We start from the raw sequence: 14669 nt of genomic DNA on the forward strand, positions 1-14669 counted from the left end.
ACTCCAACCTCAACGACCGGGCACGTGGTGATCTCCAACCTCAACGATCGGGGAGGTGGTTATCTCCAACCTCAACGAAGGCTTTGACGCGACTTAGCGGCGGGCGGCAGCCTTCGCCTTGTGGATCAACACCTTTTCGTCCACGGGTGCGTCCTTGCTGGCCCGCAGGGTGCGGAAGTAATCGCGGGCCTCGTCCTGGCGTTCGCGCTCAATGCCGCTGGCAATGGTGGCGCGCAGGTGTTCGGGGCCGTAACCAAAGGCGTCCACCAGCTCCAGGGCGTGGGGGCGCAGCTTGGCCAGCACGCGGTTGACATAGGGTGAAAGTGCCCGGGCCCGCTGCATGGAAATCCGCCCGTTCATCAGGTACCAGTCCAAGTGCTTTTCCATGAGTGTCAGGCCAAAGAGATCACGCAGCCGCGTGAGCACCTTCCGGGTGCCGGCGTCGTCAATGGTGTGCAAGGCCTCCGTGAACGCCTCCCACTGCAGCAGCTCGGCGTGGGCGCGCGCTGCCTCGATCAATTCATTCTGGTGTTCGTTGAAGATTTCCGCGCCCCGCTCCTTCGGCAGTTTGGCAGCCTCCTTCAGGGAAGCGGCCACGGCGGCAACCATGGTCTGCACCCGGTCCGCCAGCATGTCGTGCTGGGTGCCTTCGTCCTTCAATGCCTTCGCCGACTTTTGGGCTGACCCGGAGTCGGCAACGAACTGGGCCACCTGCCGCAGCCCCGTCTTGTTCAGCGTCAGGTCTGCGGCCTGCCCCACGACGAAGCGCGCCAGGACGCCGAAGTCGAGATTGCGGAACTCCTTGGAGTAGTCGGCCAGCAGCCTCTTGGCCACCAATTGCAGGAGCACCGTGTTGTCGCCCTCAAACGTGGCGTACACGTCAAGGTCGGCACGCAGCGACGTGAAGCGGTTTTCCACCATGAATCCGGCCCCGCCGCAGGCCTCGCGGCATTCCTGCAGCGTGTCGAGGGCATGCCAGGTGGACAGTGACTTCAGCGCTGCCGCCAACGTTTCCAGGTCCTGGCGGTCCTCATCCGTGTCATGCGCGCCGGAGAACACGTCGTCGAACTTGACCAGCAGCTGCTCGTGGGCGAAGGCCGCGGCGTACGTGGTGGCCAGGCGGGGGAGCAGCCGCCGCTGGTGCCGCTGGTAGTCCAGCAACACCACTTCCTCCGTGTCCGACGCCGCATTGAACTGCCGGCGCTCCGTGGCGTACTTGACGGCAATGGTGAGCCCGACCTTGGCCGCAGCCACTGCGGCGCCATCCAGCGACACCCGGCCCTGGACCAGGGTGCCCAGCATGGTGAAGAAACGCCGTCCGGGGCTGGCTATGGGCGAGGAATATGTGCCGTCAACGGCAACATCGCCGTAGCGGTTCAGCAAGTTGGTGCGCGGGATGCGCACGTTGCTGAAATGCAGCCGCCCGTTGTCGATGCCGTTCAGGCCGCCCTTGATGTTGTCGTCAATGCCGCCCACTCCCGGCAGGAATTCCTTCGTGGCAGGATCGCGCAGCTCAACGTAGAAGGCGTGCACGCCGTGGTTCACGCCGCGGGTGACCAGCTGGGCAAAAACGACGGCGGCCAGCCCGTCAACGGCCGCATTGCCGATGAATTCCTTCCACGCCGCGCGGAATGGCGTGTTGATGGTGAACTCTTCCGTGGCCGGGTCATAAGTGGCAGTGGTCGCAATCGAGGCAACGTCGGAGCCGTGGCCAATCTCCGTCATGGCAAAGCAACCCGGAGTCTCCAGTGACATGATGCCGGGCAGCCACTTGTCCTGGTGGGCGGCCGTGCCAAGGTGCAGCACTGCGGAACCAAACAGGCCCCACTGGACGCCGCCCTTGATCTGCAGTGATGGGTCGGCGATGACCAGTTCCTCGAAACCTGCCACATTGCCGCCGTGGTCGTTCTCGCCGCCCAGCCGCTCGGGAAATGCGCGGTGGACGCCGTTTTGTTCCACCAGGATGCCCATCTGCCCAAACACGCGCTTGCGGTGTTCGACATGGCCCAGGCCCTCCACCTTGTGCAGTTCGGGCATGCCGGCCAGTGAGCGTGCCTGGAGGCGGACCTCGGCCCACCTTCCCAGGAGCACCCTGCCGAGCACTTCGACGTCAACCGCGGCGCCGTCGTCGTGGGCTGCCTTGGCCGAGGGTGTCAGTACGTCAGTCATGAAAATCCTTCTGCTTGAAATTGTTGGACGGGGAGGAATTGAAGATGGGGGCTACGGTACCGGCGAAGCCGCAGGGGCAACCTGGCGCCACACTCCGTCAAAGAGCCAGGCGGCCATCTGTTCAGCCATGGCGGCGTGTCCGGGCCTGGCTGGGGAGGGCGGAGTGTTGAGCCACAGCTCGCCCGCCGTCCGGACCAGGCCAATGGCCGCCGTGGGCCAGTAACCCAGCAGCGGCGAATTGGAGTCCCCGAGGATGTCGCGGAGGGGTTCGGAAATCATGGCCGTGACGGCGTCGAAGAAACCGCTGAGTTCCCCCGCCTCCAAGGTGCCGCCACCTGTTGGCGCCGGAACGGGGGCCGTGACAAAAGCGTAAACATTGGGTGACGTCTCAGCCATCTGCAAGTAGGCCTCAACCATGTTGACAAGCCCTTCCCGCGGCGTGCGGGCAGTCTTTCCCGCCGCCACGATGGTTTCGCGCATCTGTCCGATCACCACCTTGCCCACCGCCAGCTGAAGCCCGGCCTTGTCGCCAAAGTAGCGGTAAAACACCGACTTTGAGGTTCCGGCGTTGACGGCAATGTCTTCCATGGAGGCATCGGAACCAAGGTGGTGGATGGCCCGCCGGGTGGCCCTGATGAGCTCACGACGGCGTTCCTCGCGGTGCGCTTCCCACCTCACTGAACGCCCGTCCACCGTGGGGCCGGGCGCGGCAAGGTGAGGGGCAGGGGAAAGGGTGGCCTGTCCGTTCTGTACCGTGTTCACGATACCCAGCGTATCAGGTACGCTGGGTATCAGTAACCGCAGGCCATCCCTAGGAGAACGCTCCATGAATGCAGCAACCACACCCGCATCCGGCGTCCGCAAGGCGGTCGTTGTCGGCGGCAACCGCATACCGTTCGCACGGGCAGGGGGCGCCTACGCGCACTCGTCAAACCAGGACATGCTCACGGCCGCCCTCGACGGACTCGTGGCCCGCTTCGGCCTGCAGGACGAAACCATTGGGGAAGTGGCTGCCGGCGCCGTGCTCAAGCACTCCCGCGACTTCAACCTCACCCGCGAAGCAGTGCTGGGTTCGGCCCTTTCGGCGACCACCCCGGCATACGACCTTCAACAGGCCTGCGCCACCGGCATGGAGGCCGTTATCGGGCTCTCCAACAAGATCAAGCTGGGCCAGCTGGACTCAGCCATTGCAGGAGGCGTTGATTCAGCCTCCGATGCACCCATCGCCGTCAGCGAGGGCTTGCGCGCCATCCTCCTGGACCTCAACCGGGCCAAGACCACCGTGGACAAGGTGCGGATCCTCGCCCGCATCCGCCCCAAGGACCTCTCCCCGGACGCCCCGTCAACCGGGGAACCCCGCACCGGCCTGTCCATGGGCGAACACCAGGCCCTGACCACGGCGCAGTGGAAAATCAGCCGCCTCGCCCAGGACGAACTGGCCCTGGCCAGCCACAAGAACCTTGCCGCCGCCTATGACCGCCACTTCTTTGATGACCTGATCACGCCCTACCGCGGCCTGAGCCGGGATTCCAACCTGCGCGCCGATTCCACCATGGAGAAGCTCTCCACCCTCAAGCCTGTCTTTGGGCGCAACCTGGGCGAGGCCGCCACGATGACGGCGGGCAACTCCACCCCGCTGACGGACGGAGCATCCACCGTGCTCCTGGCCTCGGAAGACTGGGCAGCTGCCCACGAACTGCCCATGCTGGCCAATGTGGTGGACGGCGAGGCGGGCGCCGTCGACTTTGTCCACGGCAAGGATGGACTGCTCATGGCGCCGGCGTTTGCCGTGCCGCGCCTGCTGGCCCGCAACGGCCTGACGCTGGCCGACATCGACTACTTTGAAATCCACGAGGCCTTTGCCGGCACCGTCCTGAGCACCCTGGCTGCCTGGGAGGACGAGGACTTCGGCAAGACTCGGCTGGGCCTCGACGGCGCGTTCGGCTCCGTGGACCGCGACAAGCTCAATGTCAACGGTTCCTCCTTAGCTGCAGGCCACCCCTTTGCCGCCACGGGCGGACGGCTGGTGGCCACACTGGCCAAGATGCTCCACGAACGAGGCCACGTCGACGGGCGCCCGGCGCGCGGACTAATTTCAGTCTGCGCCGCAGGCGGCCAGGGCGTGGTGGCGCTGCTGGAGGCTAGGTAACCATTATGGGAGAGGGCACACGCGCCATGAAGGTGCAATCCGACAGGTACACGGAATTCGTCAGCCGCGGCTTGGGCAAGGACCTGGCCAAACGCCTGGGCCTGCCCCAGCCGGCCGTCCTGCGGCGCTATGAACCGGGGGCGCCACTGGTTCAAGGCCCGGTTCTGGTGCTCGGACACTCCGAGGGAGCCGACGCCGTTGCTGCCGTGCTGCTCGGATGGGACCAGGACGTGCGGCGCCACGCAACGCCCAAAGAGAGGCTCGGCGCGGTGGTGCTGGTGCTGGACGAGCTGGCACATCCGGACCAGCTTTCGGCTCCGTTGCGCGAGGCAGGATCCTCGCTGCGGGACCTGGCCCGCAATGCCCGGGTGGTCAGCATTTCCCGCCCCGCGCTGGCCGAGGACTCGCCGGAAGTTGCCGCCGCACGCCAGGGCATCGACGGGATCATGCGCTCCCTCGCCAAGGAACTGCGCGGCGGGTCCACAGCCAACGGGGTCCTGCTGGCCAATGGCATCGCCGCCGACTCGCCCAGCGCCATGTCCGCCCTGCGCTTTTTCCTCTCCGCCCGCTCAGCCTTTGTGGACGGGCAATTCCTCACGGCCTCCGCAACCGGCGAACCAGTTGGTCAAGGCACCGCCGAATCCCCGGAAGCCGCCGAAGCGGACTGGGGACAGCCGCTTAACGGCAGGGTCGCCGTCGTGACCGGGGCCGCACGCGGGATTGGGGCAGCCATTGCCCGCACCCTGGCCCGGGACGGGGCAAAGGTGATTGCCGTGGATGTGCCCGCTGCCGGGGACCACTTGGCCCAGGTGGCCAACGAAGTCCGCGGCACCGCCCTGCAATTGGATGTCACGGCCACCGAGGCGGGTGGGCGCATCCTGGACCACGCAGCCCAGCGGCACGGCCGGCTTGACATTGTGGTGCACAACGCCGGCATCACCCGGGACAAGCTGCTGGCAAACATGGACAGCGGCCGGTGGGACTCGGTGGTGGCAGTCAACATTGCCTCCCAACTGCGCATGAACCAGGCCTTTTTGGCCAGCAGCCACTTTGTTTCCCATCCGCGCATCATCAGCGTGGCCTCCACCAGCGGCATTGCCGGCAATCGCGGCCAGACCAACTATGCGGCGTCCAAGGCGGGCGTCATCGGCATGGTCCGGGCCACGGCGCCGCTGCTGTCCGGGCGGGGCGGCACGGTGAACGCCGTGGCGCCCGGATTCATTGAGACGGACATGACGGCCAAGATTCCGTTTGCCACCAGGGAAGTTGCCCGGAGGCTCAACAGCCTGCAGCAGGGCGGAAAGCCTGAGGACGTGGCCGAGGCAGTGGCCTACTTTGCCCAGGCGGCCGCCGCTGGCGTCACGGCCAACATCCTGCGGGTGTGCGGGCAAAACCTGGTGGGCCAGTAGCCATGGACCAGCAACTCACGGAGATGCCTCTGCTTTCCAAGCTGTATCTCAATGCGGCGGCCACGGCGGCAAAGCAGCGGCTTTTGCGCACCACGCCTGTGGCGGCCCTGCCGGCCCGCGCCGTGGAAGTCCGCGGCGTGCAGGCCGACCTGGCCAAGCTCACCGCATTCCAGCACCTCATGGGCAAACCGGCCCGGGATGTCCTGCCGTCCGGCTACATCCATGCGCTGGCCTTTCCCGTGGCCATGAGCGTCATGGTGCAGGACGACTTCCCGCTGCCGCTGCTGGGCATGGTCCACCTCGACAACGCTGTGGAGCACCTGGCCCCCGTCCGGTTTACCGATGTCCTGTCCATCCGCGCCTGGGCTCGCGAGCTCAAGGGGCACCGCAGCGGCACCCAGGTCCAGCTGGTGGCGGAGGTTCGCAGCGACGACGGCGTGAAGCTGCTGTGGCGCGGGGTCTCCACCTACTTGGCCAAGGGCATCTACCTGCCGGATTTGGACAAGCCGGGCAACGGTCCCGCCACGGGGGACAGGGCCATTTTCGCCCCACCGCAGCCCACGGCCCGGTGGCAGCTCGGCGTGGACACCGGCCGTGCCTATGCGGCGGTGTCCGGCGATTTCAATCCCATCCACCTCAGCGTCCTTTCCGCCAGGGCGCTGGGCCTGCGCCGCTCCATCGCCCACGGCATGTACGCTGCGGCGCGGGTGCTGGCTGACATCGGCTCGCCCAAACCTGACCACTTCAGCTGGAACATCTCCTTTGAATCACCCATCTTCCTTCCGGCCCAGGTGTCGCTTCACATCGCCGACACTTTCGCCGACGACGGCGGTTGGCAGGGTTCGGAGTTCACCGCCTGGAACGCACACAGCGCCAGGGTGCATTTCCGGGGGAGTGTGGTGGCGGGTGCCGCTGTTCCACGAACCACGGTTGGGCAGCCAATTCCCGTGACCGGAGCTGAACCCGGGGCCGCGCCGCTGCGTTGAACGGGTGTGGCAGCTCCCTGCTGCCACACAGCGCAAGGGAGTGGTCATCATGAATTGGCAATGCGGAAAACTGGCAGCCGCTGCCGCCGCAGGAATGCTGATGCTGGCAGGGTGTTCAGGCAACGCTGCCGGCCCGGCCGCCGGCGACAGCCATTCGAGCCCGGCCAACCCGGTGCAGGGCATGAGAAGCCAGCCCAGTCCCAGTTCCCCCAGTCCGGGCCGGGCGGCCGCCGCGCTAAGGAGGGGGCAGACGTCCCTGGGAACGGTGGTGGTCAACGGGCAGGGCATGACGGTGTACGTATTCGACAAGGATGCCGCCAATTCCGGCACCAGTGCGTGCACCGGACCCTGCCTGACATTCTGGCCCCCCGTCAAGGCCACGGCGGGGACGCCGCAGGCCACCGGCGTCACCGGCACGGTAGGCACCATCACGCTGCCCAACGGCACCCGGCAGCTCACCCTCAACGGGCTGCCGCTGTACACCTATGCGGCTGACGCCAAGCCCGGCGACACCTCCGGGCAGGGGAACCAGGGATTCGGCGCCGCCTGGTGGGTTGTTGGGCCCGACGGGCGCAAGGTGTCCTCCTCACAGTCCCCAAGTCCCAGCCCCTATACCGGGCAAGGCTACTAAAGCCGGGAACGGCTGCTAAAGACCGGCACGCAGCAATGGTGCCGGTGATGCCTGGTCCCGAATCAACACCTCCCTGATCGAGCCAACCGGGATGGTGGTGGTTGCCACGGGCGAGACAACGCTGCCCGGACCTGCCTTCCATGTCGCCACGGAGACCTGCTCGCCAGCCGTCGTCACAACGACAAGTTCATAGACCCCGGGAGCAGCCGTGTTGCCGTAGGCAGTGCCATCGGCTTCGGCACCCGCGGCACTGTAGCTGCAGGTCCACTCCAACAGGGTGCCCCAGGGTTCGGGCGTCACCTGGCCGCGGGCCGCCAGGAGCTGCTGCCCGGTGCTGCTGAAGGCCAGCTGCACTGCGGCCCTGTCCGGTGTGGTGGTCGCCTGTGCAGCTGGCGGCGCTTCAGCGGGCTGGAGGCTGGCGGTCACGGCGGCCGTGCCGCCCACCAAGGCAAGCACGGCGGCAGCTGCCGCCACCGCCTGGCCGGCCCGCCGGCGTCGTGCCTTGCGGGCGAAAACGGCGTAGGGTGCAGGGTTCGGCAGGGCCGGGCGGCCGTCGGGGTCCAGGGTGTCCGGTCCCACCAGGGCCAGCAAGCCGGGGAGGCCGCACAGTTCAGCCAAGCGGTCGCGGCAGCGCCGGCACGCCGCCACATGCTGTTCGTAGTCGTGCCGCTCCGACGCCGGCAGGGAACCGAGCACATAGGCGGCATCCCAGGAGGCGTACGGGTCAAGCTCCGAAGGCGTGGTGTTCACCGGCTGCTCACCCCTCTCTCTTCCAACGCGAGCCGCAGGGCACGCAGGCCATAGTGAAGCCGTGACTTGACAGTGCCGTCCGGCAGGCCGAGGGCGTCAGCGATGGTGCGGGTGTCCTGTCCGTCAAAGTAGGCAAGGCGGATCACCTGCCGGTGTTCGGGGGTCAGGGTGAGCAGGGCATCCTCCACCAGCCAGGCATCCAAAATCCTGTCGGTCTGATCCGGCCCGGGCTGTTCCGGCAGCTGGTCCGTGCCAATCTCCCGGCGGTGCCGCGCACTGCGCCAATCATCAATCACCAGGCGGCGGGCCACGGTGAACAACCAGGCACGGAGGGCCGGTTCGCTGCGCTGCAGCACCTCCGGGTGCTCCCAGGCCCGCAACAGCGTTTCCGCAACCACGTCCTGGGCCACCGTCCCTTCCCTGGTCAGCCGCTGGACGAAGCGCGTCAGCTGCGGGGCGAAGTCATGGTGGAGCGCACGCATCGCCTCCTCGCGTGCCGGGGTCCCGGTGCGCGCTTGCTGGTCCATGTCAACACCTTTCAGGCCCGGAAACCGGGCCGCAGCTCCACTCCACCCCTTAGACGAAACAGCACCCTTCCTGGTTCATTTTAATTCCGTCCGGTGAACCTTGTGCGGCCGCAGTGCGTCATTTGTTTGTGGGTTCCATGCGGAGGGACCCATGCGACCCAAACCCAATCACTGCCCGGGGCGATCCCATGAACTATGAATTCGACGGCCTTCCACTGCACATCCTCCTGGTCCACGCCGTGGTGGTGATGCTTCCGCTGGCTGCCCTGTGCACCGCAGCAACAATGACGTGGCCATGGGCCCGGCGCCGGCTGGGGCTGGCCACGCCGGTGTTGGGCCTGCTCACGCCTGCCCTGGTCATTCTTACCCAGCGCGCAGGGGAGTGGCTGCTGGTGCGGGTGGCGAACACTCCCGCCATCGTGGCCCACGCCAACGACGGCCGGACACTGCTGCCGTGGGCCTGGGCTCTCTGCGGGGCATCAGTCGCGGCATGGCTCTGGCACCGCCTGTCGGTGCCGCAACTTCTGGCCCGGAAGATCGGCCGGCGCTTGGGCTGGGCCGCAACCTTCGTGCTGGCGGCAGCTGTGCTCTTCGCCTGCGCCGGCGTGCTCGCGGACGTGGCCATCATCGGGGAAGCCGGCTCCCGCGCTGTCTGGGGAGGGGTGCTCGGCTGAGGCGCAGCGCCGGGCAGTTCCAGGCAGCAAAAAGGCCCGGAAGATCAGTTGTGATCTTCCGGGCCTTGTTTGTGCGCGGAGGGGGACTTGAACCCCCACCCCGTTTCCAGGACTAGCACCTCAAGCTAGCGCGTCTGCCATTCCGCCACCCGCGCAGGTGATTGCGGGAGCACTCTTCTTCCTTTCGGAGGAATCGTTGGCTCCCGAAGCAGCGAGAAATACGATAGCACAGCTTTTACGGGAAACAACAATCGGGTAATTCACGGCCGGCGGGGGGGTGCCGCCACTGCTCGCTTCGCGCTGCGGCGGTAGGCTGGGATGGACGCCAAAATCCATAAGGAGCCAATCCGTGAACACCCTCCGGGCCGAAGACGAAGTCGTCGGCATCTGCCAGGATCTCATCCGCTTTGATACCACCAACTTTGGCACAAATGAGGGGCCGGGGGAGCGGGCCGCCGCCGAACACGTGGCCGCCCTCATCTCCGAGGTGGGGCTGTCCGCAGACCTCTACGAATCGGCACCTGGCCGGGCCAACGTGGTGACGCGCCTGGAAGGCAGCGACCCGTCGCTGCCTTCCCTCGTGGTGCATGGGCACCTTGACGTGGTCCCCGCACTGGCCCACGAGTGGAGCGTCGATCCGTTCGGGGCCGAGGAGAAGGACGGCCTGATCTGGGGCCGCGGAGCCGTGGACATGAAGGACATGGATGCCATGATCCTTTCAGTCATGCGGTCGATGGCCCGGGACGGCCGCAAGCCCCGGCGTGACATCATCTTCGCGTTCTTCGCCGACGAAGAGGCGGGCGGCACCTACGGCGCCCGCTGGTCGGTGGACAACCGCAGGGACCTCTTCGACGGCGCCACCGAGGCAATTTCGGAGGTTGGCGGCTTCTCCGCCGACATCGGCGGCAAGCGGGCCTACCTGCTCCAAACCGCGGAAAAGGGCCTGGCCTGGCTCCGCCTCACGGCCCACGGACGGGCCGGGCATGGCTCCCAAATCAACACAGACAACGCCGTGACCCGCCTCGCCCAGGCGGTCACCCGGATCGGCGGCCACCAGTGGCCCATCGAGTACACGGCCACCACCCGCCAGTTCCTGGAAGGCGTCTCGGAACTGACCGGCGTCGAATTTGATGAAGGGAACCCGCAGGCTTTGCTGGACCAGCTGGGCACCGTAGCCCGGTTTGTGGGCGCCACATTGCAAAACACGGCGAACCCCACGCTGCTCTCCGGCGGCTACAAGGCCAACGTGATTCCGGGCACAGCGGAGGCGCTCATCGACGTGCGCACGCTCCCCGGCCGCCACGAGGAAGTCCTGGAACTGGTCCGCGAGCTCGCCGGCACCGGAGTTGCTGTGACTGTAGAACATGACGACGTGGCCCTCGAAACGGCGTTTGCCGGCAACCTGGTGGATGCCATGGTGGACGCCCTGAATGCTGAGGATCCGGGCGCCACGGTCCTGCCGTACACGCTCTCCGGCGGCACCGACAACAAGTCCCTCTCCCGCCTGGGCATCACCGGCTACGGCTTTGCCCCGCTGCAGCTGCCACCGGAGCTCGACTTCACCGGCATGTTCCACGGCGTGGACGAGCGCGTGCCCACCGAGTCGCTGAAATTTGGCGCGCGCGTGCTGGACAGGCTCCTCACCAACTACTAAGGAACGGCCATGACGGACCTCAATGAACTCCTGCCCGCGGAATTGCTGGAGCGCTTCCGCGACCGCGCGAAGGGCTATGACGAGCGCAACGAGTTTTTCCACGAGGACCTGGCCGAGCTGAAGGCCCGGGGCTACCTGGGCATGTTTGCCTCCGAGGCCGACGGCGGCCTCGGGTTTGGGCTGGAACAGGCGGCCCGGGCGCAACGCCGGCTGGCGACGGCAGCGCCCGCCACGGCCCTGGCGGTCAACATGCACCTGGTGTGGACTGGCGTCGCGCATCTTTTGCATGAACGCGGCGATGATTCCCTGCAGTATGTTCTGGCAGAGGCAGTGGCAGGGGAAGTGTTTGCCTTTGGCAACTCCGAGGCAGGCAACGACTCGGTGCTCTTCGACTCGAACACCGAGGCCCGCCCGCTGCCCGGCGGCGCATATTCCTTCACGGGCACCAAGATCTTCACCTCGCTGTCGCCGGCCTGGACCAGGCTGGGCATCTTCGGCAAGGACACGACGGGGGAGGCGCCGGAACTAGTCCACGCCTTCATCACCAGGGAAACACCGGGCTACACCATCAAGGACGACTGGAACACGCTGGGCATGCGCGCCAGCCAGTCCAACACCACCGTGCTCGACGGCGTTGTGGCCCCGGCAGAGCGGGTTTTCCGCAAGCTTCCCGTGGGACCCAATGCCGACCCGCTGATCTTTGCCATTTTTGCCTGCTTTGAAACGCTCCTGGCGGCCGTTTACACGGGCATTGGTGAACGGGCCCTGCAGATCGGCGTGGACACCGTGCAGCTGCGGAGGTCCAAGAAGACGGGAAAGGCCTACTCCCAGGACCCGGACATTCGCTGGCGGATTGCCGATGCCGCCATCGCGATGGACGGGCTCTACCCGCAGCTCGACGCCGTGGCCAGGGACATTGACTCCCTGGCCAACCACGGCGCGCAGTGGTTCCCGCAAATGGTCGGGCTCAAGATTCGCGCCACGGAAACCGCGAGGACAGTGGTGGACCTCATGATCCGCGTCTCCGGAGGCGGCAGCTACTTTGCCGGGAATGAACTGGGGCGCCTGTACCGCGATGTGCTGGCCGGGATTTTCCATCCCTCGGACGACGAGTCCGCGCACGGAACCGTGGCGAACGCCTGGCTGGGACAGGTGGAGGACTAAAAGACGTCCAGCGTGCGCTCCACGCGGAACACCCTGCGGCGCAGCCAGTATTGCCGGCTGCCCCCGATGTAGAGCCGGGTCCGTTCCAGTTCCCACTTGCCGTACTCGGCGTGTTCACGCAGACGCTGGTAGGCCACCGGCACAGGCTCGTCCGGGCGGACGGACAGGATCAGGTACTCGTACTGCCGGTGTGGTGCTCCCGCGCCGGTGCGCGCGGGCCTGAGAACTTCCTTCATGGCCCTCCATTCCGCCCTGTTTGGGCTGAAGCTGTTCCCACCATTAAAGCTACCCCCGGAACGGTCGAAAAGGTCTTTCAAGTTGGGGGACACACTGGTAGCGTCAAACGCATGAGCATTGATCCCCGCGCAGCATTGAATGCCCTGACCACCGCCCTGGAGGAACACCTCGTGGCAGCCTCCGCGCGCCGGGGTGACGAAGATCCCATCGTGGAAGCAACCTTCCTGGGCATCATCGACGCCTTTGAAGTGTACGAAGAAGCCCTTTTCGACGCCTTTGAGGAAGTGACCCCTTTGGTCATTTATGGCGAGGATGAGGAATTTGGCGATGACGACGATTCGGACGAGGACGTCGATGACGACCTCGACCCCATTGACGGCTGAGAGCTGACGGCTGCGGGGTCCTGGCAGGCCGCCTACGCCCCAGTAGACAGCTTTACGGGTGCGAGACCTCATCCAGGACGGCTGAAATCTGTTCCGGCAGCGGCTCCAGTGACGACTCCAGGATGCTCTCAAGCTGCGCAGGCGTGCGCGGTCCCACCACGGCCCCTGCCACGCCCTGCTGGTCCAGCACCCAACTCAATGCCACATCCAAAGGGGCGCGGCCCAACCCCTTGGCGGCAGTCACCAACGCCTCCGTAATGCGGCTGGGGCGTCCCTTGAGGTACGGCTCCACATAGCTGCCCATGGCTTCGCTGGCGCCGCGGGAATCTGCAGGAATCTGCCCTCGGTACTTCCCCGTGAGCACGCCGCGGCCCAGCGGCGCCCAGCACATCACGCCGCTTCCCACATGTTCCGCCGCAGGAAGCACTTCGCGCTCAATGCCCCGGGACAACAGTGAGTATTCCACCTGGTTTGCCACCAGCGCCGTGTCGGAAAGGGTCGCGGCCCGGGCTAATTGCCAGCCGCTGTAGTTGGACACGCCCGCGTACCTGGCCCGGCCCGTGGAGACAGCCAGGTCCAGTGCGCTCAAGGTTTCCTCCAAGGGAACATTCTCATCCCAGATGTGGGCGAGCCACAGGTCCAGGTGGTCGGTGCCAAGCCTGGCCAGGGTGGCGTCCAGACTGGCGAGCATTGCGCGGCGGGACGTGTCCACCATGCGCTTGCCGTTACGGTGGCTGACCCCGGCCTTGGAAACCAGCACCACGTCACTGCGCGGCACCACGTCCCCAAGGAGTTCGCCCAGGATCGCCTCGCTGCGCCCCTCAACGTAGCTCACCGCGGTATCAACCGTGGTGCCACCGGCCTCCATAAAGGCGCACAGCTGCTCCTTGGCGGCCTCTTCGTCGGTTTCCCTGCCCCAGGTCATGGTTCCCAGGGCCAGTGCGGAAACCCGCAGTCCGCTGGTGCCCACGAATCGTTGTTCCATAACTGCAAGCTTACGGGGCCTCGGGAGGTTCATTTTTCGGCGTGGCCGACGTTGGCCGCAGCGATCATGCCATAGGCTAAGCCCCGTGAACTGGTTCGAAGCGGCCTTCCTGGGCCTCATCCAAGGCTTGACAGAATTCCTCCCCATCTCCTCCAGCGCCCACCTATTTGTGGTGGGCAAGTTCCTGCCGTCCGGCGAGGACCCCGGCGCTGCTTTCACCGCCGTGAGCCAGCTGGGCACGGAAGCCGCCGTCGTCGTCTTTTTCTGGCGTGACATTGTCCGGATCATCGGGGCCTGGTACCAATCCCTCCGGGGCAAGGTGCCCCGCAATGACCCGGACGCCCGCATGGGCTGGCTGGTCATCATTGGCAGCGTGCCCATAGCACTCCTCGGAGTGGTGTTCCAGCACTACATCGAAACCTCGCTGCGAAACCTGTGGATTGTGGCCACAACGCTCATTGTGTTTGGCCTGATCCTGGCGGTGGCTGACGCCGTTGCCCCCCAGCAGCGGGAACTGAAGGACCTGACATACAAGCACGGCATCCTGTATGGCCTGGCCCAGGCCCTGGCCCTCATTCCAGGCGTCTCCCGCTCCGGCGGCACCATCACGGCCGGCCTGCTCATGGGATACACCCGTGAAGCCGCCGCCCGCTATTCATTCCTGCTGGCCATCCCGGCCGTGTTTGGCAGCGGCTTCTATGAGCTCTACAAGATTTTCGGCAAGCACGAAGGTGCCCAGGGGCCGTTTGGACTCGGGCAGACAGCCCTGGCCACCGTCATCGCATTTGTTGTGGGATATCTCATCATCGGCTGGTTCCTGAAGTTCATCTCCACCAAAAGCTTCCGCCCGTTCGTCTGGTACCGCATCGCCCTGGGACTGGCCCTCTACATGCTGCTCGGCTTCGGGATCATCACGGCATAAGGCAAGGAGGACGCTAGCGCCTAACGCCC

General features: G+C 66.0%; 15 protein-coding genes and 1 tRNA gene. 9 read left to right on the plus strand and 7 right to left on the minus strand.

Annotation, left to right across the window (positions count from 1 at the left end; genetic code table 11):
- Positions 1 to 93 precede the first annotated feature (93 nt).
- Both LPN03_RS07435 and LPN03_RS07440 read right to left on the minus strand, forming a co-directional pair.
- On the minus strand, positions 94 to 2169 hold the full coding sequence (locus LPN03_RS07435; RefSeq protein ID WP_262453776.1) for an acyl-CoA dehydrogenase family protein: 2076 nt from the start codon (positions 2167 to 2169) through the stop codon (positions 94 to 96).
- Between the two features lie 51 nt (positions 2170 to 2220).
- On the minus strand, positions 2221 to 2931 hold the full coding sequence (locus LPN03_RS07440) for a TetR/AcrR family transcriptional regulator (RefSeq protein ID WP_262453777.1): 711 nt from the start codon (positions 2929 to 2931) through the stop codon (positions 2221 to 2223).
- A gap of 64 nt (positions 2932 to 2995) precedes the next feature.
- Here LPN03_RS07440 and LPN03_RS07445 point away from each other — a divergent pair, with 64 nt between their 5' ends.
- From LPN03_RS07445 to LPN03_RS07460, 4 genes are read left to right on the plus strand one after another with little or no spacing between them, the layout of a single operon-like run.
- Positions 2996 to 4318, plus strand: a complete 1323-nt coding sequence (locus LPN03_RS07445; RefSeq protein WP_262453778.1) for an acetyl-CoA C-acetyltransferase — start codon at positions 2996 to 2998, stop codon at positions 4316 to 4318.
- 5 nt (positions 4319 to 4323) lie between these two features.
- A complete protein-coding gene (locus tag LPN03_RS07450; RefSeq protein ID WP_262453779.1) occupies positions 4324 to 5727 on the plus strand; it encodes a 3-oxoacyl-ACP reductase in 1404 nt (467 codons plus the stop codon).
- A gap of 2 nt (positions 5728 to 5729) precedes the next feature.
- Positions 5730 to 6713: a MaoC family dehydratase gene (locus LPN03_RS07455; RefSeq protein ID WP_262453780.1), complete on the plus strand. Its 984-nt coding sequence runs from the start codon at positions 5730 to 5732 to the stop codon at positions 6711 to 6713.
- Between the two features lie 49 nt (positions 6714 to 6762).
- The gene (locus LPN03_RS07460; RefSeq protein ID WP_262453781.1) at positions 6763 to 7344 is read left to right on the plus strand and encodes a hypothetical protein; all 582 of its coding nucleotides are present in this window, start codon (positions 6763 to 6765) and stop codon (positions 7342 to 7344) included.
- A 15-nt stretch (positions 7345 to 7359) separates the two neighbouring features.
- Here LPN03_RS07460 and LPN03_RS07465 read toward each other — a convergent pair whose 3' ends face one another.
- The gene (locus LPN03_RS07465; RefSeq protein ID WP_165180733.1) at positions 7360 to 8094 is read right to left on the minus strand and encodes an anti-sigma factor family protein; all 735 of its coding nucleotides are present in this window, start codon (positions 8092 to 8094) and stop codon (positions 7360 to 7362) included.
- On the minus strand, positions 8091 to 8621 hold the full coding sequence (locus LPN03_RS07470; RefSeq protein WP_165180734.1) for a sigma-70 family RNA polymerase sigma factor: 531 nt from the start codon (positions 8619 to 8621) through the stop codon (positions 8091 to 8093). The genes LPN03_RS07465 and LPN03_RS07470 overlap by 4 nt, the downstream gene beginning before the upstream one ends.
- A 188-nt stretch (positions 8622 to 8809) precedes the next feature.
- Here LPN03_RS07470 and LPN03_RS07475 point away from each other — a divergent pair, with 188 nt between their 5' ends.
- A complete protein-coding gene (locus LPN03_RS07475; protein WP_165180735.1) occupies positions 8810 to 9295 on the plus strand; it encodes a hypothetical protein in 486 nt (161 codons plus the stop codon).
- A gap of 72 nt (positions 9296 to 9367) precedes the next feature.
- On the opposite strand, the gene LPN03_RS07480 is transcribed toward LPN03_RS07475, so the two are convergent.
- Positions 9368 to 9450 (minus strand) — tRNA-Leu (locus LPN03_RS07480).
- Positions 9451 to 9644: 194 nt separating this feature from the next.
- Between LPN03_RS07480 and LPN03_RS07485 the strand changes: the two genes are divergently transcribed.
- Complete coding sequence (locus LPN03_RS07485) at positions 9645 to 10949, plus strand: M20/M25/M40 family metallo-hydrolase (protein WP_262453782.1); 1305 nt, start codon at positions 9645 to 9647, stop codon at positions 10947 to 10949.
- 9 nt (positions 10950 to 10958) lie between these two features.
- The gene (locus tag LPN03_RS07490; protein ID WP_262453783.1) at positions 10959 to 12113 is read left to right on the plus strand and encodes an acyl-CoA dehydrogenase family protein; all 1155 of its coding nucleotides are present in this window, start codon (positions 10959 to 10961) and stop codon (positions 12111 to 12113) included.
- Here LPN03_RS07490 and LPN03_RS07495 read toward each other — a convergent pair.
- A complete protein-coding gene (locus LPN03_RS07495) occupies positions 12110 to 12349 on the minus strand; it encodes a DUF5703 family protein (protein WP_165180738.1) in 240 nt (79 codons plus the stop codon). The genes LPN03_RS07490 and LPN03_RS07495 overlap by 4 nt on opposite strands.
- A gap of 111 nt (positions 12350 to 12460) precedes the next feature.
- Between LPN03_RS07495 and LPN03_RS07500 the strand changes: the two genes are divergently transcribed.
- Positions 12461 to 12733, plus strand: coding sequence for a hypothetical protein (locus LPN03_RS07500; RefSeq protein ID WP_165180739.1), 273 nt, complete (start codon positions 12461 to 12463; stop codon positions 12731 to 12733).
- A gap of 52 nt (positions 12734 to 12785) precedes the next feature.
- Here LPN03_RS07500 and LPN03_RS07505 read toward each other — a convergent pair whose 3' ends face one another.
- Entirely contained in the window at positions 12786 to 13718 is a 933-nt protein-coding gene (locus tag LPN03_RS07505) for an aldo/keto reductase (RefSeq protein WP_262453784.1), read from the minus strand.
- Positions 13719 to 13803: 85 nt separating this feature from the next.
- Between LPN03_RS07505 and LPN03_RS07510 the strand changes: the two genes are divergently transcribed.
- Positions 13804 to 14640: an undecaprenyl-diphosphate phosphatase gene (locus LPN03_RS07510; protein ID WP_262453785.1), complete on the plus strand. Its 837-nt coding sequence runs from the start codon at positions 13804 to 13806 to the stop codon at positions 14638 to 14640.
- Positions 14641 to 14669: the final 29 nt, after the last annotated feature.

The organism is Arthrobacter sp. A2-55 (assembly GCF_025548615.1).
Lineage (GTDB): Bacteria > Actinomycetota > Actinomycetes > Actinomycetales > Micrococcaceae > Specibacter > Specibacter silviterrae.

Coding starts and splice junctions, on each gene's coding strand:
- LPN03_RS07435 (WP_262453776.1), bottom strand. CDS start 2,169: ATGACTGACGTACTGACACCCTCGGCCAAGGCAGCCCACGACGACGGC.
- LPN03_RS07445 (WP_262453778.1), top strand. CDS start 2,996: ATGAATGCAGCAACCACACCCGCATCCGGCGTCCGCAAGGCGGTCGTT.
- LPN03_RS07450 (WP_262453779.1), top strand. CDS start 4,324: ATGGGAGAGGGCACACGCGCCATGAAGGTGCAATCCGACAGGTACACG.
- LPN03_RS07455 (WP_262453780.1), top strand. CDS start 5,730: ATGGACCAGCAACTCACGGAGATGCCTCTGCTTTCCAAGCTGTATCTC.
- LPN03_RS07460 (WP_262453781.1), top strand. CDS start 6,763: ATGAATTGGCAATGCGGAAAACTGGCAGCCGCTGCCGCCGCAGGAATG.
- LPN03_RS07470 (WP_165180734.1), bottom strand. CDS start 8,621: ATGGACCAGCAAGCGCGCACCGGGACCCCGGCACGCGAGGAGGCGATG.
- LPN03_RS07475 (WP_165180735.1), top strand. CDS start 8,810: ATGAACTATGAATTCGACGGCCTTCCACTGCACATCCTCCTGGTCCAC.
- LPN03_RS07490 (WP_262453783.1), top strand. CDS start 10,959: ATGACGGACCTCAATGAACTCCTGCCCGCGGAATTGCTGGAGCGCTTC.
- LPN03_RS07495 (WP_165180738.1), bottom strand. CDS start 12,349: ATGAAGGAAGTTCTCAGGCCCGCGCGCACCGGCGCGGGAGCACCACAC.
- LPN03_RS07500 (WP_165180739.1), top strand. CDS start 12,461: ATGAGCATTGATCCCCGCGCAGCATTGAATGCCCTGACCACCGCCCTG.
- LPN03_RS07505 (WP_262453784.1), bottom strand. CDS start 13,718: ATGGAACAACGATTCGTGGGCACCAGCGGACTGCGGGTTTCCGCACTG.